23 protein-coding genes and 2 pseudogenes are annotated in these 23,464 nt (G+C 46.8%); 19 read left to right on the top strand and 6 right to left on the bottom strand.

All coding sequences use genetic code 11. From position 1 onward, the window contains the following. The first annotated feature begins 215 nt into the window (after positions 1 to 215). The 8 genes and pseudogenes from C0623_09905 (at position 216) to C0623_09870 (ending at position 8,105) form a co-directional block, all read left to right on the top strand. Positions 216 to 1,004: pseudogene (locus tag C0623_09905) on the top strand (FkbM family methyltransferase). Positions 1,005 to 1,150: 146 nt separating this feature from the next. After that, a complete protein-coding gene (locus C0623_09900) occupies positions 1,151 to 1,858 on the top strand; it encodes a hypothetical protein (protein ID PLX99373.1) in 708 nt (235 codons plus the stop codon). Between the two features lie 108 nt (positions 1,859 to 1,966). Further along, positions 1,967 to 2,701: a methyltransferase gene (locus tag C0623_09895; GenBank protein ID PLX99399.1), complete on the top strand. Its 735-nt coding sequence runs from the start codon at positions 1,967 to 1,969 to the stop codon at positions 2,699 to 2,701. Positions 2,702 to 2,817: 116 nt separating this feature from the next. Further along, the gene (locus C0623_09890) at positions 2,818 to 3,747 is read left to right on the top strand and encodes a hypothetical protein (protein ID PLX99372.1); all 930 of its coding nucleotides are present in this window, start codon (positions 2,818 to 2,820) and stop codon (positions 3,745 to 3,747) included. A 45-nt stretch (positions 3,748 to 3,792) separates the two neighbouring features. Further along, positions 3,793 to 4,692, top strand: a complete 900-nt coding sequence (locus C0623_09885; protein PLX99371.1) for an alpha-1,2-fucosyltransferase — start codon at positions 3,793 to 3,795, stop codon at positions 4,690 to 4,692. Between the two features lie 119 nt (positions 4,693 to 4,811). Continuing rightward, the gene (locus tag C0623_09880; GenBank protein ID PLX99370.1) at positions 4,812 to 5,792 is read left to right on the top strand and encodes a hypothetical protein; all 981 of its coding nucleotides are present in this window, start codon (positions 4,812 to 4,814) and stop codon (positions 5,790 to 5,792) included. A 145-nt stretch (positions 5,793 to 5,937) separates the two neighbouring features. Then, a complete protein-coding gene (locus C0623_09875) occupies positions 5,938 to 7,026 on the top strand; it encodes a hypothetical protein (protein PLX99369.1) in 1,089 nt (362 codons plus the stop codon). Next, on the top strand, positions 7,023 to 8,105 hold the full coding sequence (locus C0623_09870) for a glycosyltransferase (GenBank protein ID PLX99368.1): 1,083 nt from the start codon (positions 7,023 to 7,025) through the stop codon (positions 8,103 to 8,105). The genes C0623_09875 and C0623_09870 overlap by 4 nt, the downstream gene beginning before the upstream one ends. Here C0623_09870 and C0623_09865 read toward each other — a convergent pair. Further along, positions 8,081 to 9,163: a glycosyl transferase gene (locus tag C0623_09865; protein ID PLX99367.1), complete on the bottom strand. Its 1,083-nt coding sequence runs from the start codon at positions 9,161 to 9,163 to the stop codon at positions 8,081 to 8,083. The genes C0623_09870 and C0623_09865 overlap by 25 nt on opposite strands. Here C0623_09865 and C0623_09860 point away from each other — a divergent pair. Then, on the top strand, positions 9,139 to 9,882 hold the full coding sequence (locus tag C0623_09860; protein ID PLX99366.1) for a 3-deoxy-D-manno-octulosonic acid kinase: 744 nt from the start codon (positions 9,139 to 9,141) through the stop codon (positions 9,880 to 9,882). The genes C0623_09865 and C0623_09860 overlap by 25 nt on opposite strands. 9 nt (positions 9,883 to 9,891) lie before the next feature. Here C0623_09860 and C0623_09855 read toward each other — a convergent pair whose 3' ends face one another. Continuing rightward, positions 9,892 to 10,971, bottom strand: a complete 1,080-nt coding sequence (locus tag C0623_09855; GenBank protein PLX99365.1) for a glycosyltransferase family 1 protein — start codon at positions 10,969 to 10,971, stop codon at positions 9,892 to 9,894. A 179-nt stretch (positions 10,972 to 11,150) separates the two neighbouring features. Between C0623_09855 and C0623_09850 the strand changes: the two genes are divergently transcribed. The 10 genes and pseudogenes from C0623_09850 to C0623_09805 all read left to right on the top strand — a co-directional run bounded on the left by C0623_09850 (position 11,151) and on the right by C0623_09805 (position 19,965). Beyond that, positions 11,151 to 12,485, top strand: coding sequence for a UDP-glucose 6-dehydrogenase (locus C0623_09850; protein PLX99364.1), 1,335 nt, complete (start codon positions 11,151 to 11,153; stop codon positions 12,483 to 12,485). Further along, a complete protein-coding gene (locus tag C0623_09845) occupies positions 12,482 to 13,054 on the top strand; it encodes a phosphoheptose isomerase (protein ID PLX99363.1) in 573 nt (190 codons plus the stop codon). Before C0623_09850 ends, C0623_09845 begins: the two co-directional genes overlap by 4 nt. Before the next feature lie 12 nt (positions 13,055 to 13,066). Continuing rightward, entirely contained in the window at positions 13,067 to 14,539 is a 1,473-nt protein-coding gene (locus tag C0623_09840) for a bifunctional heptose 7-phosphate kinase/heptose 1-phosphate adenyltransferase (GenBank protein PLX99362.1), read from the top strand. Further along, entirely contained in the window at positions 14,532 to 15,122 is a 591-nt protein-coding gene (locus C0623_09835) for a D-glycero-beta-D-manno-heptose-1,7-bisphosphate 7-phosphatase (GenBank protein PLX99398.1), read from the top strand. Before C0623_09840 ends, C0623_09835 begins: the two co-directional genes overlap by 8 nt. 14 nt (positions 15,123 to 15,136) lie before the next feature. Then, positions 15,137 to 16,015 (top strand): YicC family protein, encoded by an 879-nt coding sequence (locus C0623_09830; protein ID PLX99361.1) that lies wholly within the window; start codon positions 15,137 to 15,139, stop codon positions 16,013 to 16,015. Between the two features lie 76 nt (positions 16,016 to 16,091). Next, positions 16,092 to 16,458: pseudogene (locus C0623_09825) on the top strand (four helix bundle protein). Beyond that, entirely contained in the window at positions 16,451 to 17,092 is a 642-nt protein-coding gene (locus C0623_09820) for a guanylate kinase (protein ID PLX99360.1), read from the top strand. Before C0623_09825 ends, C0623_09820 begins: the two are co-directional and overlap by 8 nt. Before the next feature lie 24 nt (positions 17,093 to 17,116). Then, positions 17,117 to 17,323: a DNA-directed RNA polymerase subunit omega gene (locus tag C0623_09815; protein PLX99359.1), complete on the top strand. Its 207-nt coding sequence runs from the start codon at positions 17,117 to 17,119 to the stop codon at positions 17,321 to 17,323. 78 nt (positions 17,324 to 17,401) lie between these two features. Then, positions 17,402 to 19,555 carry a GTP pyrophosphokinase gene (locus C0623_09810; protein ID PLX99358.1) on the top strand — a complete coding sequence of 718 codons (2,154 nt, stop codon included), beginning with the start codon at positions 17,402 to 17,404 and terminating at the stop codon, positions 19,553 to 19,555. Between the two features lie 20 nt (positions 19,556 to 19,575). After that, positions 19,576 to 19,965: a hypothetical protein gene (locus C0623_09805; protein PLX99357.1), complete on the top strand. Its 390-nt coding sequence runs from the start codon at positions 19,576 to 19,578 to the stop codon at positions 19,963 to 19,965. A 746-nt stretch (positions 19,966 to 20,711) separates the two neighbouring features. On the opposite strand, the gene rpmB is transcribed toward C0623_09805, so the two are convergent. The 4 genes from rpmB to C0623_09785 all read right to left on the bottom strand — a co-directional run bounded on the left by rpmB (position 20,712) and on the right by C0623_09785 (position 23,455). Further along, the gene (gene rpmB, locus C0623_09800; GenBank protein PLX99356.1) at positions 20,712 to 20,906 is read right to left on the bottom strand and encodes a 50S ribosomal protein L28; all 195 of its coding nucleotides are present in this window, start codon (positions 20,904 to 20,906) and stop codon (positions 20,712 to 20,714) included. Positions 20,907 to 20,993: 87 nt separating this feature from the next. Then, entirely contained in the window at positions 20,994 to 22,289 is a 1,296-nt protein-coding gene (locus tag C0623_09795; GenBank protein ID PLX99355.1) for a hypothetical protein, read from the bottom strand. After that, positions 22,290 to 22,787 carry a DUF523 domain-containing protein gene (locus C0623_09790; protein ID PLX99354.1) on the bottom strand — a complete coding sequence of 166 codons (498 nt, stop codon included), beginning with the start codon at positions 22,785 to 22,787 and terminating at the stop codon, positions 22,290 to 22,292. An 8-nt stretch (positions 22,788 to 22,795) separates the two neighbouring features. Continuing rightward, a complete protein-coding gene (locus C0623_09785) occupies positions 22,796 to 23,455 on the bottom strand; it encodes a phosphoribosylglycinamide formyltransferase (protein ID PLX99353.1) in 660 nt (219 codons plus the stop codon). Positions 23,456 to 23,464 lie beyond the last annotated feature (9 nt).

Genomic DNA, 23,464 nt, shown 5'->3' with positions numbered 1-23,464 from the left:
TGGTAACGCTAACAGCCCATTGCAGGTTACGAATTTTACTATTGTACATAACCCGTTAGATAGTACGTGAATCATCTTACGAGTCCTGTGGAGTCACTTCGGGGGATCATAAAGTTAATGTCTGGTGACTACCTTGACGAATACGTATCGAGCGATTGGGTGATGTTTAAGAGTCCTTATAGTTTTCTTGTGACAGAGAGGGAAGGTCTATTTCAATGAATTTGAAAAAAAGAATATTATTTCAGTTGTCCGGGAATAGACTGATACAGAGTTTTCTGGAAAAACGTGTTAAATTCTGTCAAAACTTGATGGGTATTGGCTCTGCAAGTTCTGCCAGTTCAAGTGGAGAGTTCAGTGTCTTTAAATTATTGAAGACAAAGCTTGAAGAGCCGTTCTGCATCTTTGATGTCGGTGCAAATAAAGGTCAATTTTTAGGCTTAGCGCTTGATAAACTGGGCGATAGAGATTTTTCGATTCATTGTTTTGAGCCGAGCAAGGAGACATTCAGTAAACTGCTTTCGTCATGCGAGGACAACAGGGTAGTCAAAAATAACTTTGGAATGGGAAAGAAAAAGGAAGAAGCTGTATTGCATTATGACGAATCCGGCTCAGGACTTGCCTCTTTGACAAAGCGGGATTTATTGCACTTTGGTATTGAGTTTGATAAATCATAAACAGTCAAAATCAATACTATTGATATTTATTGTGCCGAAAACAATATAGAGAGAATTGATTTATTGAAAATGGATGTTGAAGGTCATGAACTTGATGTTCTGCAAGGTGCTCTTGATGTATTCAAGGAAAAGACGATATCTGCAGTTATGTTTGAATTCGGCGGATGCAACATCGACACGAGAACTTTTTTTAAGGATTTTTGGGATTTTTTTAGTAGCAGAAATTACAAGTTATTCAGAATTACCCCATCCGGATATTTATTACCAATAACTAATTATAGTGAAAGATATGAGCAATTTGTTACGACAAACTATCTTGCATTAAAATAGAGCAAAAGAAGTTAGTGTATTTGATGGGTGTTTGATTTAACCCGATTGTAGTAATGATTTTTGGAATAACTGATTTTAAAGATCCAGAGGAAATACATACGTGACCATTTGTCATTTTTAAAATATTTGAATTGCAGGGAGCACCAATGAATAAATTCATTAAGTACTTATTCAAAGCGAGAGGATACGAGGTGCGCAGGCTGCCTCGTGCAACCAGTCAAAAAGGGATAGAATGGTTGAGCCTTCAAAATTTCAATATCAAAACAGTTCTTGACGTCGGCGCTTCAAACGGTTGTTGGTCTAAAGAATGTATGGACTTTTTCCCAGAAGCAGACTATGTGCTTTTTGAACCACAACCGGTTCATGGTGAGGCCTTAGATTCATTCAATAGTCAATACAAGAACACTACCATAGTGAAAAAGGCAGTTGGCCCTTCTGAGGGAATAACTTTTTTTCATGCGGCAGATCCATTTGGTGGCGCATTATCTGCAAAAAAAACAGATGTAACAATAGAGGTGGATATGACCTCAATTGATTCTAGTGTATCAAAATTGCAATGTGAAGAACCTTTTCTTTTGAAACTGGACACGCATGGATATGAAAAAAGTATTCTTGAAGGGGCTAGTAAAACTCTCGAAAGGACAACAGCGTTAATTATTGAGGCGTATAATTATAAATTTACAGACGAAGCTCTTCTATTTTGGGAGCTTTGTGCTTTTCTCGCAGATAAAGGGTTTCGTGTTATTGATTTAGTAGATATATGCCATCGAAAATACGACAATTCTTTATGGCAAATGGATTTGTTCTTTATTAGAGATAGCTGGGAGGGGTTTAACTACGTTTCATTCGATTGATAAGAAGTAATGAAAATGGTCACATTGCTTATTTAGAAAGGTTTTTATAACCTTGGATAGGACGTACTTATGAAAAAGATTTTACAGAAAATTTTTGATTATAAATTGATGAGAAAATCATCCGTTGAGAGGCGAATACAAAATGCCGCGCAAAGCTCCGATTGCCTCCAGGTTCTCGAGTTTTTAAAGACTATTCGTTCTGATTCCCGAAGTTCATGTATCGACCTATTAGATAAGTCTCGGTCGCAAATCAGACAAGACTTGTTTGTTTTGAGTGAATTAAATTTTAAAAAGAACGGATACTTTGTAGAGTTTGGAGCCACGAATGGGCTGACATTATCCAATACTTACTTACTGGAAAAAGAATTTCAGTGGGATGGGATTGTCGCTGAGCCAGCAAGAAAGTGGCATGCCGAACTAAATAGTAATAGGTCTTGTAAGGTTGAAACGAAGTGTGTCTGGTCGAAATCTGGGGAAGTAATTAAGTTTAACGAAACTGAAATAGGAGAGTTCTCGACAATCGATAATTATTCTTCTGGAGATATGCATTCTGAGTCCCGTAAATCAGGTGTTAGATATGATGTCGAAACAATATCATTTTTAGATATGCTTGAAACATATAACGCTCCAAGTGAAATCGACTACTTGTCTATTGATACTGAGGGCAGCGAGTATGAAATATTGGAAAATTTTGACTTTAATCGGTATCAGTTTCGAGTCATTACTTGCGAACATAATTATACAAAGGATCGAGATAAAATTTATGAGTTGCTGACTAGTAATGGCTACAAAAGAAAATTCGAAGCTCTCTCCCAGTTTGATGACTGGTACGTAAAATTTTAAATGTAAGAGTTTGAATACTATCTGATCAGTACCTATCCGGTATTAGTTTGTTTTTATAATCATGCTTTTTACGTTCAAAAATTTGCAGATATTAATCATGTGTAATTGAAGTAACTATGAATAAGCCAAAAATGACAGAATATAAGATACCGATATCAGTATTGATGTCAGCATTTAATGCTGAAAAAACTATAAAGGAAACTATAGGAAGTGTCTTATCTCAAAGTTTTAGAAATTTTGAATTCATTATTATCAATGATGGTTCGGAAGATGGGACTGAGAAGGTTATCTCAAGTTTTCAAGATGACCGTATTCGCCTAATCAACAATCTGGGGAATTTGGGCATCATTGATTCCGTAAATAATGGTTTGACACAATGTAAAGGTAAGTACATCTGTCGCTTGGACGCTGATGATATTTGTCACAAGGACAGATTAAAGCTCCAATTCCGTTTTATGGAGAAAAATCCTGAATACGTCGCATGTGGAACCCATTATCGAAAACTTATCAATGGTAAAGCTACTTTTTCATCGCGTCATTACTTCCACGTGCCGGATGAAAAAATCAGAGTATTAATGCTTCGGAACTCGCCTATAGGCAATCCAACCTCGATTATTCGAAGAAGTGTAATTGTTGAGAATAATTTGAAATATGAACCCGAATTTGAATTCTGTGAAGACTATGCATTTTGGTTTCGGATTATGCAATATGGGAAACTTCATATTTTAAACCGGCCTCTACTGTATTACAGGCGGCACCGAGACCAAATTTCTACAAAGTACGCTGATATCCAGTCTGCTAACGCAAACATTATTCGCGAAACACTTGTTCGTGAGCTCGTACCGAACATATCAGAGGCCGAGTTGGAAACTCATTTAGCGTTAATGGCCGACCTGAATTCAAAAGATAATGTAACTTGTGAAATGGTAAAGCTTTGGGTCTCCAAACTGTGCCGTTTTAATACTGATAAAAAAGTTTATGACATTAAAGAGTTTAATAAAATGGTGGCTCATCGCAGAGACAAGTTCATTGAATCAAACTCTTAATAGCGAGGAATAGTGTGAAAGAATATATCATGCCTGGTGGTCCAGATGATTGCAGTTAAGTTGATGGGCGGTCTGGGTAATCAGATGTTTCAATATGCTTTGGGGCGTAAGTTGGCATTAAAGCATGGCACCAGTTTAATGCTTGATACTTCTGCTCTCGGTGTTGAAATACCTAATACAACCTTCAGGGAATATGAGCTGAAACATTTCTCAATTGACGCATCTACAGGAACTTCGCAAGATATTTTCATGGAATTGTTTCAGGAAGTCGGAGGGGTTAAATTTAATCTTGCAAAAACAAAAAGAAAATTAGGTTTCTCTCTGAAAGCGCCCAATCTAATAAAAGAACGTGGATTTGCTTTTCAGCCACAGGCTTTATCTGCAAGAAATAATAGTTATCTGCAAGGTTATTGGCAGTCAGAAAAATATTTCAAAGACATTCGTCCTCAATTGTTGAATGACTTTTCTCCGAGAGAACCTGTCGGTAAAATAAATCAGGATCTGATTGATGAATTCAGGAATCTTGATGTGGTTTCTGTCCATGTTCGTCGTGGTGATTATGTAACAGCTCCGAAAATTGCTGAAGCGCATGGGCATTGCACTTTAGAATATTACAGACGTGCGTTTCAGGCGATTGAAGATTCAATAGAGACACCATGCTATTGTTTTTTTTCTGATGATATTGAGTGGGTTAAGCAAAACATTAAAGTAAAGGGCCAGGGATTTTATGTCGATCACAACCATGACATGGGATACAAGGATTTGTTTCTTATGGCGCATTGTAAACATCATATTATCGCAAATAGTTCGTTTAGTTGGTGGGGGGCTTGGTTGGGAAGGAATCCTGATAAAATAGTTGTTCGTCCGGAGCGTTGGTTTAATGTGTCTCATTTAGATACATCAGATCTTTGTCCAGCTGAGTGGCTGTTGGTTCCCAATAGCTGAATTATTGCATTTTACTAAAATATCAGTACCTACATGTTGAGATTTTAATCAACGTTAACATTAACTGTAGATTATAGTTTGGCCGCGACTGAAAATTTTTAAAGCAATAAAGGAATGTTATGTCTGGACTCGATACTCCAAATATTAATAATCAAGACCAGTCTAAAAAATTTTATGATGCCCGGTATGAACAGGGTTATTTAAGAGAGTGGCCCGTTGAGCGAAAGGCCAGAATAACTGAAATAATACAGTCTTTAGATCTTCCTGAAACCGGGAAAGCACTCGATTTCGGATGCGGTAATGGTGTCTTAACAAATATTGTGCTCCAGGCCCTTCCTGGGTGGACTTTGTTTGGCACTGACATTAGTGATGAGGCAGTTAATAATGCCAGGAAGAGATTTCCCGAATGCAATTTTTTCAAATCACACGAGTCAGTGAATTATCACGATTACTTTGATTTTGTTTTTTCCAACCATGTTTTCGAGCATGTTTATGACCTTGAAGAAGTGTTCTCACTTATGAATGGGTTTATGAAACCGGAATGCTTTATGTTTCATATTTTGCCCTGCGGCAATGTTGGGAGTTATGAACATAGAATATGTTTATTGCGCAATGATGGAATTAATCCGGAATTGGGTAACAGGTTCTTTTTTGAAGATGAAGGACATCTTCGCAGGCTTACAACAAACCAATTTGAGGCCTTGTGTCGACCGGGAAATTACAAGCTTGAAAAAGAATATTATGCAAATCAGTATTTTGGTGCAATTGAATGGATTACCGACTCCAGTTCAAAGTTTGTGCGCAAGTTTTTAGATATTTCTAATGCAAAAGATGCCGCATCCAAAAAACAATTGATGCAAGAAAGAAAACGCTTACTTTTGATTAATAAACTGCGGTCGCCCGCCAGGAAGATTAGGAAATTATTAAATAAAAACGATAAAAAGACGAGACACTATCTTCTGCTTTTCTTGATTTCACCGTTATACCTGTTTTCTGGGCCAGTTGATATTTATTGGAAACGAAAAGCACGTCAAGAGTGGGCAAGTAATAAATCTGAAAAAAATGGCAGTGAAATGTATCTGTTTTTTGTTAGGCATTAGACTGGCATCGGTCCTCTGTTGATCGGTGAACTCTGAAGGTGTGTTTTATTGCAGGATATTGTCAAAAAGGATATGAGTTTTCAGAACAGGATTGCAGGTATTTCAATACAGTGTTTAAGCACGATGGAATCATATAGTCAGGTTGATGATGAACCTTTATATTTGTTCTACAATACGAAATTTAATGTTTTCAGTATTGAGGGCTGCAGAAGAATCTGATGTGAATAGCATCATATTGATGATTGTTGATCAGCAGCATATTGATCCCTCGATATTCAATAAAAAAGTGTTGCCTCGAAACGTTCAGGTCAACTTTATTTATCGTAACAATATTCGTAAACTAGTAGATGGTAGCCCAGTCGGTCATTTCTTTCGCCTCCTGGCTTCTCTAAATATCAAAACAAATTCTTCATTTCGTTCACGATACCGGAAATGGTTGTTGAACACATTGTCGCAAGAGTTGTGCTTGACTCAGTTGCCGAGTAAATTGGTTCTCTTCAACGATAGAAGCAGGGTTGCCCGTCTTTTCAGGCTTGCCTTTCGCGATTACGAGGTAATCGAAGATGGTATCTCTAACTACTCGGGTGTCCAACTTAAACCTTTGGAATCTACTTGGCGTTTTTTAACCGGCCATAAACTTAAAAAGCGTTATATCGGAGACGATAAAAGATGTAAGCGTATATATCTGTTGAATCCTGAAAATGCTCCCGATGCAATCCGGGAAAAAACGGAAAAAATTAACTTCCTGAATCCTGCCCGTGTTTCCGGTATTTGCAGTTCATTTTTCGGTTTGAAATCTGATGCCATAAAAGAAGGCACCCTCTATATTATCGCAACACAACCGATCACAGCAGGCAACTTAACTGGTTCAAATTTTGATCTGGTGATTTATGGAAAGGTTGTTGAATTCTTGAAAAACCAGGGAATTAGCCCTGCCTTCAAGGTTCATCCACGTGAAAGTATGAACCGATATCAGGAAGCCTTTCCAGATTTGCAAATGGTTGAAAGTAAAATCCCTCTTGAGTTGCTGATTTTTGGAAACGAATCGAAATGCAACATTATTTCGGTTTATTCAACTGCCGGGATGGGATTTGAGAAGTTCTGTAATCGACTCACACTGATCGCGGATGATGAATCTGAAAGGATGGCCGAGGTTTTTGATAACTGGCGCGCAAGTGAAAAGGCTCTGGATGAAAGGGTTTTTCATACTTTGGTCAAGAATGTCGGGCTATGAAGAAAATTATATTTGTATTACCTGATCTCAGCGGCGGGGGAGCGGAAAAGGCTGTCCTGAATTTATATAAAGTATTTGAATCGCATCTCGACTATGAATGCCATATCGTGACGCTGAGTTCGGGTGTTTCCCATGAAGTAGATCCTGGCTGCCGGATTCACTATCTTAACGAAGTTCAGAAAGTCAGTAAAAAAGGTTTTAAAAGACTTACCTACAGAAAGAAAATTTGTTTTGCTGTAGATGATTATATTGAGAATAATTTTGGGAAGGGTTGTATCGTTCTCTCCAATATGATGTTTGCTGATAAGGTTATGTCGAAAAGTCGACATAACGTCATTCACATCATTCACAGTGTCTATGGAGAATCATTACTTTCGGGAAAAAACATCATCAGAAAGTTCTTTATTCAAAAAAACCTGGAAAACGTTTATGGATCTCATCCTTTGGTTTTTGTTTCACAGGGGGCATGCAAAAGTTTTTGCGAAAATTTCAAGTCGAATGTTCCAAAATATGTGATCTACAATCCGATTAATCAAGATGAACTGCTCAAACTTGCTGAGAAGGATGAAATCAATATTGAAGGCAAGTACATTCTTCATTTAGGGCGCTTTAATCGTGAAAAGAGACATGACAGGTTGCTTAAAGCTTTCGCAAAAATCAATTCCTGCGCCAAACTAGTATTACTTGGGGAGGGTAAGTTGCAGTCAAGTGTCTTTGAAATGGCTCAGGATATGGGGCTTAAAGGTAGAGTCGTTTTTGCCGGATTCCAGAAAAACCCGTATCCTTACATAAAAAATGCAAGTCTATTGGTTCTTTCCTCCGATTTTGAAGCATTGCCTACAGTTGTTTTGGAAGGAGCTAGTTTGGGGGTGCCAGTTGTTGCAACAAACTGTCCGGGCGGAATAGAAGAGATTGTAGGAGGGGATTCCCCTTCACTTGTTCCACTTGAAGAAGAGGCACTGACCGAGGCAATCCAGGACGCATTATGTGAACCGCAAAAATATATTTCTCTACTCGATCATAAATTCAGCGAAAAATTCGCTGCAGAAAAATATTATGAAATATTTTCGTCGGTTTGATTTTTAAAAACTATATTATTCAGATTTGAAATAACATCCTTATTTGATATTAATTCCATCGCTTCCGGGTTTCGTACCCGCTTCCCCCAACGCACATCTTCCACCGACTTGCCAGACTCTTTATCTAGCGCTTCCGGATACTTATTGATTGTAATATCTAGCGAATTATAGGGCCCGGTCCGATAAGGATTTGAGGTCGCATACAGGCCGACAACCGGGGTGCCGACAGCGTTGGCCATGTGGGCCGGGCCGGTATCGGGTGAGATCATCAGGTCTGACCGTTTGAGCACGGCCAGTAGTTCCTTGACCGATGTTTTTCCGACCAGGTTGATCGGCTTGTGCCGTGACGCTCTTTCAATCCTTTCGGCGTAATCAACCTCCATTTTAGAAGGCCCGCCGGTCAGCACAGTGATCATCCCGTATTTCTCAAAGACATGCCCGATGATCGAGGCGTAATTCTCGACGCTCCAGTTGCGCCAGTTGCGGGCGCGGTTGCTGGTGCAGGGGTTGATGGCAAGTATCTTCTTGTCGGCCGGAAGCAGGTCGGCTGCCTTTTGTTCTGCCTGCTCCGGGATCGGAATATTCCATTCCAGGACAGCCTCTTCAATGCCGAGCGCTTTCGGGAATTCGAGGAAGCTGTCGAGAACGTGCTGCTTTTCAACCGCTGCGATCTGGTGATTGGTGAAGAGGGCCTGGCCGTTGCGGGCCCGGAACTTGTCGAAGCCGAGACGGATCGGTGCCTTGATCAGCAGGCTGGCCAGGCTGGCGCGCAGAGCGACCTGCATGTGCAGAAGAATGTCAAACTCGCGCCTTTTTAAATCCTTGGCGAGTTGCAGATAAGCCTTGACCCCTTTACTTTTGTCAAAGACAATGAACTCCACTTCCGGGATGTCACCGACCAGTGCATGTTCGGTTTTACCGATCACCCAGGTGATTCGACAGTCCGGCCAGGTCTTCTGCAGGGTCCTCAAGGTCGGCAGGACATGGCTGACATCGCCGAGCGCCGACAGCCTGAGAATGCAGATGCTTTCAGGTGGAGAGGGTAGGGAAATTGTCATTAAGCAGCGAACCTCAAATAGTTATTGATGGTCAGTTCCACATTCTGTTCGATCCTGAATTGTGCGAATCGCCATCGGCCGACCTTTTTAACGTTGAACGCCTCAAAGGTCAAGGAGTTATTGGTGCGACGACTGGTGGTCGTGGTGCCAGCTGTATCATCCGTTTCCCGGACCGGACCTGGGTCTTGCGCCATTATCGTCGAGGCGGCCTGGTCAGTAAAGTTCTCAATGATCAATATTTCGGTTTGAATCGTGAGAAATGTCGTTCCTGGTCCGAATGGCAGTTGCTGCATCAACTTTTCCGGGAAGGATTCCCCGTACCGCGTCCTGTTGCCGCATCTTACTGGCCCGGTTGCGGGTATTACCGGGCGGCCCTGATCACCGAATATCTTCCGGAAACCCGGACCCTGGCCGAGACGCTTTCGCAAGGTCCGCTACCGGATGCGGTCTGGGCCGAAATTGGTCGCTGCGTTGCACGGTTCCATCAGCGTGGTGTTTATCACGCTGACCTCAATGCGCATAACATCATGCTGGACCGTCAACAGGATATTTATATCCTTGATTTCGACAAAGGGGAGATACGGGCACCGGGTCGCTGGCAAGATACCAATCTAAAACGATTGTTACGTTCCTTGAATAAATTGGCAGATGAGAATCCAAAGCTTAATATCAGGCCAAATGACTGGGACGCTTTACTGACCGGTTATGAAAATGGGTGAAAAGAGCGCTCACATCGAAACAACCTCTTTGTACAGATCAATTGTGATTTCAACAGTTTTTTGATGGTTGAAATTATCAATGATTCTCTGACGTGCGGCCGCTCCCATTTTTTTTCTCAATTCAGGGTCGTGGTAAAGTTTCAATATCGCCTCAGCCATCCCCTTTGAATTTCCTCCCGGAATGATAAAGCCACTTACGCCGTCAACGGGTAATTCTGGATTGCCTCCTCGGTCACTGACGATAGGGACTGTTCCGTAGGACATTGCTTCGACCACGGCGCGCGGAAACCCTTCACCTTTAAGTGATGGCAAGGCAAAAGTACTGCAGGCTGCAGCGATTTCCGGTGCGTCATTGCGATACCCTGCCAGGTGAATACTGTCTCGACGCGGGCTGCTCTCAATCAATTTCAAAAGTGATCTGCGGTGAATTTTACCGACCAGGAGAAGATGAATGTCCACATCCTCCGGAAGTAGATTGACGGCTTCAACCAAATTTTCGATTCCTTTTCGCGGTCGGTCCCTGCCAGCGAATCCGACGACAAAGGATCCTTGAGGAATCCCGAATTGTTTCAAATCAACGGGATCTTTTGTGTACCAACTTTGGTCGTGGCCTTTGTAGATGGTCTTGAACTTTTCCGGGTTTAGCTTAAATCCGAGAAAGTTCATTTGAACAAAATAACGACGAATAGCATCGGCGACGCAAACAACTTTTTTAACTTTGGGGTTGAAGTAAGTTATCCAGGAATTGGGACTGAAAAAACTGACGTTTCCTACAATTCCCCGATAGTCAATGATTTTTACAGGTAAGCCAATTGATGCAAGCACTCCGACCGATGCCGCCCGATTGTTCCAGACGTGGAGGATGTCGTATTTTTCTTTTTTTAAAATCCTGCGGAGTGCCATAATTGCCTTCAGGTCAAATCGACCATTGACATAAAAGTCAGTTGTCTTAATTCCTGCCTCTTGAACTCTTGGATACTCTGGTTCTGGTCGGACGAGCAGCTCAATATCAATTCCGGATTTTTTTAAACTGATGTATATTTCAGTTTCTGGTCGATCATATGTATCGGTCAGGCTGAGTATTTTCATAATTGTCACTTAATTGATAAGGTTAAATGCGTCCGAATCATAAGGAACAAGAGGCTAATTGTCAATCCTGTCAACGGACGTTTTCTTTATGTCTTTAAGTTGTGGACAATTAAAATTCGTAGTATATTTAACACCTTTATGCCGTTTGCCAAAATAATTATTAGTACGGAGATTGGATTTTGAAGATTACGATTTTTGGTTCCGGTTATGTCGGTCTGGTCACCGGGGCCTGCCTGGCCGATGCTGGTAACGATGTCCTCTGTGTCGATGTCGACACCGCCAAGATCGAGATGCTGAATCGCGGCGATGTGCCGATCTACGAGCCGGGTCTGTCGGACATGATCGGAGAGAACATGAAGGCCGGTCGTATCACCTTCACGACCGATATCGATGCCGCGGTCGAGCACGGACTGTTCCAGTTTATTGCCGTCGGGACACCGCCGGATGAAGATGGCTCTGCTGATCTGCAGTATGTAAAGGCGGTCGCCAAAAGTATCGGCGAACGTCTGACCGATTACCGGATCATCGTCGACAAGTCGACCGTTCCGGTCGGAACAGCCGATACCGTCGATGCGGTCATCAGACAGGAACTCGATGCCCGAAGCCTGAGTGTCGATTTCGATGTCGTCTCCAATCCCGAATTTCTCAAGGAAGGGGATGCCATCGGCGACTTCATGAAGCCGGACCGGATTATTGTCGGCACCGACAACCCGCGGACGGCCGAACTGCTCAAGACCCTTTATGCCCCGTTCAACCGGAACCATGACCGGATGCTGGTCATGGATGTCCGCTCGGCTGAATTGACCAAGTACGCCTCGAACGCGATGCTGGCAACCAAAATCAGTTTCATGAACGAACTCGCCAACATCGCCGAGCGGGTGGGGGCCGATATCGAAATGGTGCGACAGGGGATCGGTTCCGATTCGCGCATCGGCTATTCGTTTATCTATCCTGGCGCCGGCTATGGCGGTTCCTGTTTTCCCAAGGATGTTCAAGCACTCGGACGAACCGCCGCGCAGAATAATTATGACGCTCATTTGCTGAAAGCTGTCGAACAGGTCAATGCCGAGCAGAAGGAACTCCTTTTCAAAAAGATCAAGGCTCATTTCAAAGGAGACCTGAACGGAAAAGTGATAGCTCTGTGGGGGCTTTCGTTCAAGCCGAATACCGACGATATGCGTGAAGCCCCGAGCCGGGTCCTGATGGAGCAGTTATGGCAGGCCGGAGCGACGGTTCGCGCCTACGATCCAGAAGCTATGGAAGAGACCGCCCGCATCTACGGAGACCGGCCTGAATTGAGCCTGGTCGAATCAGATTATGCGGCCCTGCAGGGGGCCGATGCACTGGCCGTGTTGACCGAATGGAAAAATTTCCGCAGTCCAGACCTGGCCAGGATGAAAGAGTCGATGCGTCAACCGAATATTTTCGATGGTCGGAATATCTATGATCCGGCTTATATGGCACAAGAAGGCTTCACTTACTACGGAATCGGTCGGGGGCAGGCTTGGATATGAATCAAACAGTTCAGCAGTATCTTGCCGGACACAACCAGGCGATCGGACTGATTGAGGGTATGGCCGATAACATCGACCGCGCCGGAAAGTTGCTGGTCGATACCCTCAGGCAGGGTCATAAAATTCTCGTCATGGGCAATGGCGGCTCCGCGGCCGATGCCCAACACCTGGCAGCCGAACTGGTCGGGCGCTTTGAGGCTGAACGCTCAGGACTGCCGGCGCTGGCGCTGACCACCGACTCCTCGATTCTGACGGCAGTCAGTAACGATTTCGGTTACGAGGCAGTCTTTGCCCGTCAGGTCGAGGCTTTGGCGGTCAAGGGTGATGTGGTGATCGGCATCTCGACCAGCGGCCATTCACCGAATGTGCTGCAGGCTGTTAAAACAGCAAGGGGAAACGGGTGCCGGACCATCGGCCTGCTCGGCCGCGACGGTGGCGATATCGCCGCAGCGGTTGATCTGCCACTGATCGTTGCGGTGCAGCAGACGCCCCATATTCAGGAAGCCCATGGCGTTCTTGTCCATCTGCTCTGCCGGATCGTCGATCAGGCTTTCTCCGGTAAAAATTGAACAGGCAGGATTATGAAGCGAGTCGATGTTGAATCCTTGATTGAAAAACTATCCTCTTTACGGGTTCTGGTCGTTGGCGACCTGATGCTGGACGAGTACCTGTGGGGGAGCGCCGAACGGATTTCCCCCGAAGCGCCGGTTCAGGTCATCGATTTGAAACGGAGTGATCTGCGGCTTGGTGGTGCCGGCAATGTTGTCAATAACCTGCGCGCTCTCGGCTGCCAGGTTTCGGTGGCGAGCGTTATTGGAGATGACGATAACGCAGGTCTGTTGCGCAAGCGTCTGGCCTTGCGCGAACTCGATGACTCCGGTGTGTTGACCGAAGCCGGACGGCTGACCAGCCGCAAAACCCGGGTTCTGGCGAGCAATCAGCAGATCGTTAGGATCGACAGTGAAAGCCGCGATGCGATTGATACCGGTTCCGAGAGCGCCCTGATCGAGGTTGTTGCTGACAGAATCGATAACGTCGATCTGGTGTTGCTCTCCGATTATCAGAAGGGTGTGCTAAGCGCCAAGGTTCTGTCAGAAATTATTTCACACTGCCGGCAAAAAAAACTGCCGGTTATCGTCGACCCCAAGGGGCATGACTTTTCCCGATATCGAGGTGCGACACTTTTGACCCCGAATCGCAAGGAACTGATGCTGGCGACCGGATGTTCGCTGGCCGATGAAGGCGAGATCCTCGCCACCGGACAGCAACTGATTCAAGATCTCGATCTTGAATACCTGGCCTTGACCCGAAGCGAAGAGGGGATCAGTATCTTCTCGGCGGAGGGAGATGCGGTTCACCTGCCAGCCGAAGCGCGCGAGGTCTATGATGTGACCGGTGCCGGTGACACGGTGATGACCCTTCTCGGGGTCGGTCTGGCCGCAGGTCTGAATATTGCTGATGCGGCGTGGTTGGCCAACGTCGCTGCCGGCATCGTCGTCGGCAAGGTCGGGGCTTCCACGGTATCACCCGATGAAATTCTCGAAGCGGCCGGACAACGGCACACCGATTCAGATCGCAAGATCAAGGGTCTTCCGGCTCTGGCTAAAATACTCGAACAGGAACGGGCCGGTGGGCGCAAAATCGTCTTTACCAACGGTTGCTTCGATCTGCTGCATGTTGGCCATGTCAAATATCTGCAAAAAGCACGCAAACTAGGTGATCTGCTGGTCCTTGGTCTCAATTCTGATGAATCGATCCGACGCCTCAAAGGTAAGAACCGTCCCCTGATCTGTGAAGATGAACGAGCTCATATTCTGGCCGCACTCGACTGTATTGACCATGTCGTACTCTTCAGTGAAGATACGCCTTACGAGCTGATCGCCGCGATCAAGCCTGATATTCTGGCAAAGGGTGAAGATTACGCAGTAGAAGATGTTGTCGGCAGGGATGTTGTCGAGAGCTACGGTGGCCGGGTTGAGTTGGTCACCTTTGAAGAGGGCAAGTCGACGACCAATATTATAAAAAAAGTCCTTGATCAATATGGGCATGAATAGTCCACATTGCCGGCCATTGAGACCAGCAGTGTTCCTCGATCGTGACGGGACAATTAACGTCGAGAAACATTATCTTTACAAAATTGAGGACTTCGAGTTTATTGCCGGAGCACCGGAATCGATCCGGAGGCTGAAGGATGCCGGTTTTCTGGTCATTGTCATCACCAATCAGTCCGGCATTGGTCGCGGCTATTATTCGCTTGAGGCTGTGACAAGGCTGCACCAGCATATCCAGAAAGAGTTAGCTGCTATCGGGACCGCAATCGACGCATTTTACGTCTGCCCGCATCATCCAACCGAGGGTAAGGGCCAATATCGGATAGATTGTGCCTGTCGCAAGCCGGCGCCCGGAATGATTACCCAGGCAGCTGATGAGCTCGGAGTCGATTTGAAGTGCTCATATCTGGTCGGCGACAAGATGGCCGATATTGATGCGGCCCGTGCGTCCGGGTGTACTCCGATGCTGGTTCGGACCGGCTACGGAAGCGAGCAGCTCCTTGACTTGGCTGACGAAGATTTATTGACGTTTGATACGCTTATTGATGCGACTGAGAATATCTTGGATAACACTCTACAATCATAGTGTGAAGGATTTTTATGCTTAAAAGTATGACCGGATATGGCAAGGGTGAAGCCGAGGGCGGCGGTTTTTCAGTATCAGTGGAAGCCCGCAGCGTTAATCACCGTTTCAGTGATATCTCCCTGAAGGCTCCGCGTTTTATGTTGCCTCTCGAAAATGGTATCAGGAAGCGGGTGTCGGAAGTGGTCAATCGTGGCAAGGTCGATCTTTTTGTTCAGGTGGGCCAGGACGATGCTGCGGGGGGCGCTCCGGAAGTCAATTTTGCGGTGGCCGATTCTTACGTTGAAATATTCAAGTCACTGACCGAAAAATATGGGCTTTCAACCGAGATTCCGCTCGAGCTTTTGGTCGGGCAGAAGGACGTTATAGGCGTCAAGGAAATTTCAGTCGAGGATTCGGTACTACCGGAATTGACCATGCAGGCACTTGCAACAGCCCTTGATGCTATGCAGCAGATGCGGCAGACTGAGGGTGAGGCGATGAAGGCTGATGTTGCCATGCGTCTCGGTAATCTGAGAGGCCTGCTCGCGGATATTTCTGGCCGGGCACCGCTGGTTGTTAACGAGTGGCAGGAAAAACTGAAAGAACGACTCGCCCGATTGCCGGATGATGTTGCCGTCGATCCCCAGCGTGTCGCCCAGGAAATAGCAATTTTTGCTGATCGCTGTGATATCAGCGAAGAACTGGCCCGTTTTTCCAGTCATCTTGATCAGTATGAAGCACTTCTTGATTCCGATGAACCGATCGGGCGCAAGATGGATTTCATTGCCCAGGAACTGAACCGCGAGGCGAATACCATGGGTTCGAAATCGAATGATGCCGACCTGACTCAGCTCGTTGTTGCCGCCAAAGCCGAGCTGGAAAAAGTGCGTGAACAGATTCAGAACATTGAATAAGGCCGTTATTAGAGTATAGGGGCTGGGATCTTGTTAAATTCAACAGATATATTTATTCTACTTCTTGGGGGGAGTCATGAAATCTTATCGTGATCTGGAAGTATGGAGCGAAGGAATCGATCTTGTCATGCAAATTTACAGATTGACCAAACAGTTCCCAAATCAGGAGCGCTACGCTCTTTGTAGTCAAATGCAAAGGGCATCAGTTTCAGTACCTGCTGAATATTGCTGAAGGACATGCTCGCACTTCAACGAAGGAATTTCTTCATTTTCTGGCCATATCCCTCGGGTCATTGGCCGAACTGGAGACACATTTGACAATTGCTGAAAAACTGGCTTATGTTTCGGAATCTGAATCTGATAAAACCTTGAGTCTTGCTGATAGGCTTGGGAAGAGAATTAGAAGTTTGCAGAAATCTTTACGAAAGAATATTGATGCCTAAAAAACCAGCCCTCAGCCCCCAGTCCCCAGGCTCCAACTCCGGGTCTGTCTTCGTCGTTTCGGCTCCATCGGGAGCCGGTAAAACTACACTCTGCAAGGCACTTCTCGAGGCGAGTCCCGATCTTCAGCTTTCGGTTTCGTACACGACCCGGCCCATGCGCGCCGGCGAAAAGGATGGGGTCGATTATCATTTCGTGGATATTGCCGACTTCGAGAAGAGAATAGAGGAGGGGGAGTTTGCCGAGTGGGCCAGGGTTCACGGAAATTACTACGGGACGAGCATCCGCCGGCTCGAGGAAATGAGCCGGTCCGGCAAGGATATCCTCCTTGATATCGACTACCAGGGCGCTGCGCAGTTGAAAAAGTGTCTTGATAACGGGGTCTATATTTTTATTATGCCGCCGGATTTTGCCGTGCTGCAACAGCGGCTTGAAAAACGCAACAGCGACCCGGAAGAGGTCATAATTCGGCGTATCGAAAACGCCCGACAGGAAGTTCTGGAGGCGAAATGGTACGATTATATTGTCGTCAACGATAATTTCGACTTTGCATTGCAGCAGCTAAAGGCTATACTGTCTGCCGAATCATGTCGAACCACCCTCATTCTTCCTGCGATGCAGGATATGCTGAATTGATCCAGAAAAAGGAGTTTTTATAAAATGGCACGTATTACCGTAGAAGATTGTCTTGACCAGATTCCGAATCGCTTCCTTCTGGTTATGATTGCTTCAAAAAGAACCAAGCAGTTGTACAAGGGAGCCTATCCTCTTATTGAGAACAAATCTGGCAACAAAAAAGTTGTTCTCGCGTTACGCGAAATTGCCGATGGCAAGATCGAATACGATATTCCTTCCCGCAAGAACTGACTTTAACTGCAGCCGCTATCAAATACTGCGCCGGTGTCCTGACACCGGCGTTATTGTGCCGGCCGTTTACTAATTGCCATGGTCCTTCTGGACAAACTCCTCAAAGAAATCCGGCAGCTTTACCCTGATGCCGATCTTGATCTGATCCGCAGGGCTTTCAACCGTGCAGCGGAAGCCCATTCGGACCAGTCCCGCCTTTCCGGCGAACCTTTTCTCACTCACCTGGTTGAAGTCTCATCGATTCTCGTCGGTCTCAAGATGGATCTTCCGACCATAGCAACCGGTCTGCTCCACGATACAATCGAAGATACCGATGTCACCTTCGACCAACTGAAAGAGGAGTTCGGCGAGGAGATTGCCCGATTGGTTGATGGTGTGACCAAAATCGGTCGTATTACCTTCCGGACCAGTGAAGAGAAACAGGCCGAAAACTTCCGCAAGATGTTGCTTGCCATGGCCCGTGATCTGCGGGTAATTATCGTTAAACTCGCTGATCGGCTGCACAACATGCGGACCCTTGAACATCAGCCGGAAGCAACGCGTAAACGGATCGCCCGTGAAACGCTGGACATCTTTGCACCGCTGGCGAATCGGCTCGGTATCAGTTGGGTCAAAAGTGATCTCGAAGACCTTGCCTTTCGCTACATAGAGCCGGAATTTTATGCAGATCTGGTTAATCGGGCGGCCGGCCAGAAGAAAGAACGGGATTCATATATCGAGGATATCCGTGGCATCATCAATAAAATGCTGGCAGAAAATGACATCACGGCCGAGGTCTCGGGCCGTTCAAAACATCTCTATTCGATCTATCTTAAAATGGTTCGTCAGGGACTCGATTTTGACCAGATTTACGACCTGACCGCTTTTCGGGTCATTGTCGATTCGGTTCGTGATTGTTATGCCGTCCTCGGGATCATCCATGCGGCCTGGAAGCCGATTCCGGGACGTTTCAAGGATTATATCGCCATGCCGAAGGCAAATATGTACCAGTCCCTTCATACCACGGTTATCGGGCCCTACGGCGGAAGGATTGAAGTACAGATTCGGACCGAGGAGATGCACCGGATTGCAGAAGAAGGGATTGCCGCGCACTGGAAATACAAGGAAGAGGGGAAGTCGGTCGCAACCACCCGGGAAGACAGCGGCTTTCGTTGGCTCAGGCAAATGCTCGAGTGGCAGCAGGAGGTCAAGGATTCCAAGGAATTCATCGATACTGTCAAGATCGAGTTGTTCCCGGAAGAGGTCTATGTATTTACTCCCGGCGGCGATGTCAAGGAATTGCCGCGAGGTTCAACCCCGGTTGATTTTGCCTATATCATCCATACCGACGTTGGCAATCGTTGTGTCGGTGCCAGGGTCAACGGCAGAATGGTGCCATTAAGAACAACGCTCAACAATGGTGATATCGTAGAAGTCCTGACTTCAAAGCAGCACTCACCTTCGAAAGACTGGCTCGCCTTTGTCAAGACAAGTAAGGCCCGTAATAAAATCAGGCAGTGGGTCAAGGCCGAACAGCGCGAAAAAAGTATCGACCTTGGCAAGAACCTGCTGGAAAAAGAGTTGCGCAAGCACGGTTACAGCATGAACCGTGCGCTGAGCGGCGACGTTCAGAAAAAACTTCTTGCTGACCTGGGATTCGGTAAAATTGATGATCTGCTTGCGAATGTCGGTTATGGCAAGGTGACCGTTGGCCAGGTCGTCAACCGGGTTGTGCCAAAGGAGAAGATTTCCGAAGATGTCGAAGCCGGTCGTTTTGAGAAAGTCCTTGATAAACTCAGAAGGAAACCGAAAAGTGCAATCAAGATCCAGGGGGTCGACGACATCCTGGTCCGGTTCGCCAAATGTTGTAATCCGGTGCCGGGCGATCCGATTACCGGTTTTATTACCCGCGGCCGCGGCGTCACCGTCCACACGGCGGACTGCCCGCATGTTATCGATTCTGATCCGGATCGATGGATTTCAGTTGAATGGGACATCAGCAAGCAAGCCTCACGGGCGGTCACTATCCGGATCGTTTGTGCCGACAGGAAAGGCATGCTGGCTGCTATCTCATCGGCGATCACCGATAACGAGGCAAACATCCTCAGCGCGCACGTGCAGTCGAATCCGGATCAGGGGGCGATCAACGACTTCGAAATCGACATTCGGGATGTTGATCACCTGAACAAGGTGATTTCATCAATAAAAAAACTGAACGGTGTGCACAAGGTGGTGCGCATCAAGCATTCCTGATCGACGCCAGAGGAGGTGCAATGAGCATGGAAGAGATTGCGACGACGGCCGCACCGGCGGCTATTGGCCCCTACTCACAAGGGATAAGGGCCGGTGAGTTTGTTTTTTTCTCTGGCCAGATCCCGTTGACTCCGGACGGCGAGGTGGTGACCGGAGCGATTGAGGTTCAAACCAGGCAGGTGATGCAAAACATGCGGGCCGTGCTCGAAGCGGCCGGACTGACCACCTCAGACGTCGTCAAAACGACGATATACCTGACCGATCTTGATGATTTTGCTACCGTTAATGACGTCTATGCCGGATATTTTGATGAGCCGGCTCCGGCGCGGGCCTGTGTTGAGGTCGCCGGATTGCCGAAGGGGGTATCGATCGAGATTGAATGGATTGCCTGGAGCGGGAGGCAGAAATAAAGTGCAATAAAATAGGCTCATCGCGTTTTATCGGGAATTAGATGGTGCGCACACAAATACCGCCAGACTTTTCCACTCGCACCATGAAAGCATAAATCAAGAGAACGACACCCCAGCGAGCCCGCCTGATGATCAGGTTCCCTCACTGCGCAGATTCCAATCCGGCAGTCACTATCGTTACCTGAACACCGGATTAAAAATCCGCTCGCTCGGCGGTCTTACATATAAGACAGCTGTAAGTTTTAAGCTGTCAGCTGTCAGAGAAAACCAGGAAAAGTCTCAAAACTTTAAAAGCAAAGCCCTTGACTCACCCGTGGAGCTCTTGAGGTCGCCCTCTGGTACCACGATCACCAAACCGTAGCCCGACCGTAACCGCCACGGAGACGTGCAGTGTTTGCCTCGAGGCAAACTCCCGAATTGAACTGTTCAACAGAAATAATTCAGACAGAACAAAAGCCCCCTGCAAGGGAGCCGTTTTCTGCATACTCTTTTATGGCTCAATAAAAGAGTATGGCGGAGTGCGCGGCCGTGACCGCGCGGTTCTCCTGTCTCCTGCATTCAGGTCAGTATTCTTATCCAATCAATCAAGACCGCCGGTATCGAACGACCGGCTCCTGACTTTTTTGCCTGTCCTGGGCAAGCTGAAGAAGGAGTCTAACGTTGTATTCACTCTAATCTGCGAAGAACCATAAAAAAAGGCGGGCCCGATAATCAGGTCCGCCTTCTCTTGAGATATCTATACCGAATCAGACAGCTTTCTGCACAGCCCCACTAAGGATACAGCGGGTACAAACCTTCATGCCGCGAACAGAACCCTTGTTGTCAACTGCCCGGATTTTCTGCAGGTTCGGGTTGAACACTTTTTTGGTTTTGTTATGTGCATGACTGACATTATTCCCAGTCATCGGTTTTTTTCCACAAACTTCACAAACTTTGGCCATTCTCTTGTCCTCCTGTTGTTTCGAACGCGATTTTCTACCATGACTCAGGTGACAATGCAAGCTTTTTTCTTTTTCTTTTGCTGAAAATCAAAGAAGCGGTTTGCCTGTTGCTTCGAGCAGATTGTTGGTGACTGTGATGGCAACCAGCACATCTCCGACGGTTCCGAGTTCAGGTATCACTGACTCGGCGCAGCAGAGGTATTTCCGTCCATGGTCGAAGTCGATTTTTTCATAAGCGGTCATCAACGCTGATTGTCCGTCGGAGCGGATGGTGACATCGGTACCCGCATCCTGTACCACCGGTTGCAGATTAAGGTTGATAAACGGGAAGAGCTTCCCGAGTCTTTTTTCTATCTTTTCAGGTGAGGTCAATCCCTGATCGCCAAGCATGGCATTTTCAACCCGGCAGAGCGAATTGTTGTCGTCTTTTGTAATACTGATTTTAAGGGGTGGCTTACCGTCGAGGATCAGATGGTCGGCGAGCAAGGGTGATATCCGGCCGCCAATGTTGTCACTCAGGTGACTTCGGGTCATGCGACCGGATGGTGGTGCCGAAAGCCCCTCGCAAAGGTGTATCTTCTCTCTGTCAGCAAAGACCAGATGGTCACCGGTAGCAATCGTGTCATCATCAAACAGAAGTTTGCAGGAGCCGTCTTTGCTGCTCCGTAGCCGGGCCAGCCGATGCAGTTCGATCTCATCACCGTGAAACTGTTTGTAGCGATGGTGCAGCAACTCCTCGAGACCGTTTTTGAAGACCCCGGTTTTGCTCCCGAGACCACTCCAGATCAGCGCGCACTCGGCCAGGGTCAGTCTGTTTGCGGGGGTAAACGAAAATCCACTGAACAGGGATGTCAGGACTTTACGCGCGCCCGGTTCAGTGAACCGGGAAAGCCGGTCACGGAGTGACTGACGAAAAACCCGCTTCGGGATATCTGCGCGAAAGCAGCGTTTGCGGAAATTGAAACGGTTTGCCAGCCCCGGTTTAGGCAATCCACCATACTCCCACAACAGTTCTTCCAGCTGGTTGCCGAGGGACTCGATATCCTCGAAAAAAGTCGCAACCTCAGAATGTTCGGATAAAAGTTCACGGCGTAACTCATCTTTGAGTGGGCTCGATCCGTTGAAATCGATCCGTTGGTTACGGGTAATAACCTGGAACGGAAGCGGCTTTGTACTGCATGAGCGGCCATCGAGAAAATCGAGGAGCCGCTCAAGCAGAAATGATGAGGTCAACCAGGGGACGGGAAGTTCTTTATTCTCGTGTACGGTCAGAATTCGACAACCTTTTTTGGCGCAGAGTGCGGCTGTAAGTCTGGCGGCCAGCGAATCCCCCAGAACAATAACATCATAATGAGTTTTATCGGTTTTATTTGCTGCCGGCATTTATTGATGACTCCTGTTGCTGTTGTTGACGAACCGGTCCAGTTCGTCTTCATTGAATACCGTAATGCCGTTGTTGCTCAACATGGCCGTTGTGACCCCTTGTCCGGTCGTCGTCTTCCTGTTCCGGTAGATCTGATGGACGCCGCAGGAGGGGCTTCGTTCTTTCAGGATCGCCAGCTTGCAGTTGTTCAGTCTGGCAATTTGCAGTGTCTGTTCTGCTCCCTTGATGAAGTAATCGGTTATTTTTCTCCCGTCCAAGTTTGTGACGCTACCGGTGCCGGCCAACACAGCCTGGCCATCACCTTCAGCAAATCCGCTCTCCGGTCGCGGTGTTGGCAGTCCGGCAAGTTGCTCAGGGCAAACCGGGATAATTGTCCACGTTTCCGGGGCAAGAACGTTGAGGACATTCATGTTTTTCTTGCAGACGCCATTGTAGCGAGTATCGAGCCCGAGAAGACAGGCGCTGACAAGAACAGGTTGGCGTGGTGGTTGTTTCATTTTGCGTATCAGGCCAGGGGCGGATTAATGATGTCGGCTTCAACCTCAGCCAGTGGAGGGTCAATGATAACCCTGCGATCAACGAGTTTAAGCCGCCCATCGGCAAAAAGCTGAATCGCCCGTGGATAAATCTGGTGCTCACGGGCGAGTATTCTGGCGGAAAGGGTCTCTTCGCTGTCGCTGTCATGAATCGGCACAACCGCCTGAATAATGATCGGGCCGGTATCGACGCCGGCATCGACAAAATGGACGGTGCAGCCGGAAAATCGGGCGCCATATTCGATCGCATTTTTCTGTACATTCAACCCGGGGAATGCCGGTAACAGGGCCGGGTGGATATTCATTACCCGGTTTGGAAATTCATCGAGAATTGTTTCGGTGACGATCCGCATGAATCCGGCCAGCACAACAAGTTCGACCCCGGCATCTTTGAGTGCACTGACAATCGCCCGGTCAAAATCAGCTCTCACAGAAAAACTGCGATGATCAATAACGACGCTTTCTATGCCGGCCTTTTCTGCTCTTTGCAGACAGCCGGCTTCCGGATTATTACAGACCAGTAAAACAATCTCCGCATCAATCGATCCATCGGCGCAACGATCGATAATAGCCTGAAGGTTGGTTCCACTGCCGGAAGCGAGAGCGCCTATGCGCAGCTTTTTCTTCACGGTTTCCTC

It is taken from the genome of Desulfuromonas sp., from assembly GCA_002869615.1.
In the GTDB taxonomy this organism is placed as follows: Bacteria; Desulfobacterota; Desulfuromonadia; order Desulfuromonadales; family UBA2294; genus BM707.
The sequence above is the reverse complement of the archived record's forward strand: the minus strand, read 5'-3'. Positions and strand labels throughout refer to the sequence as shown.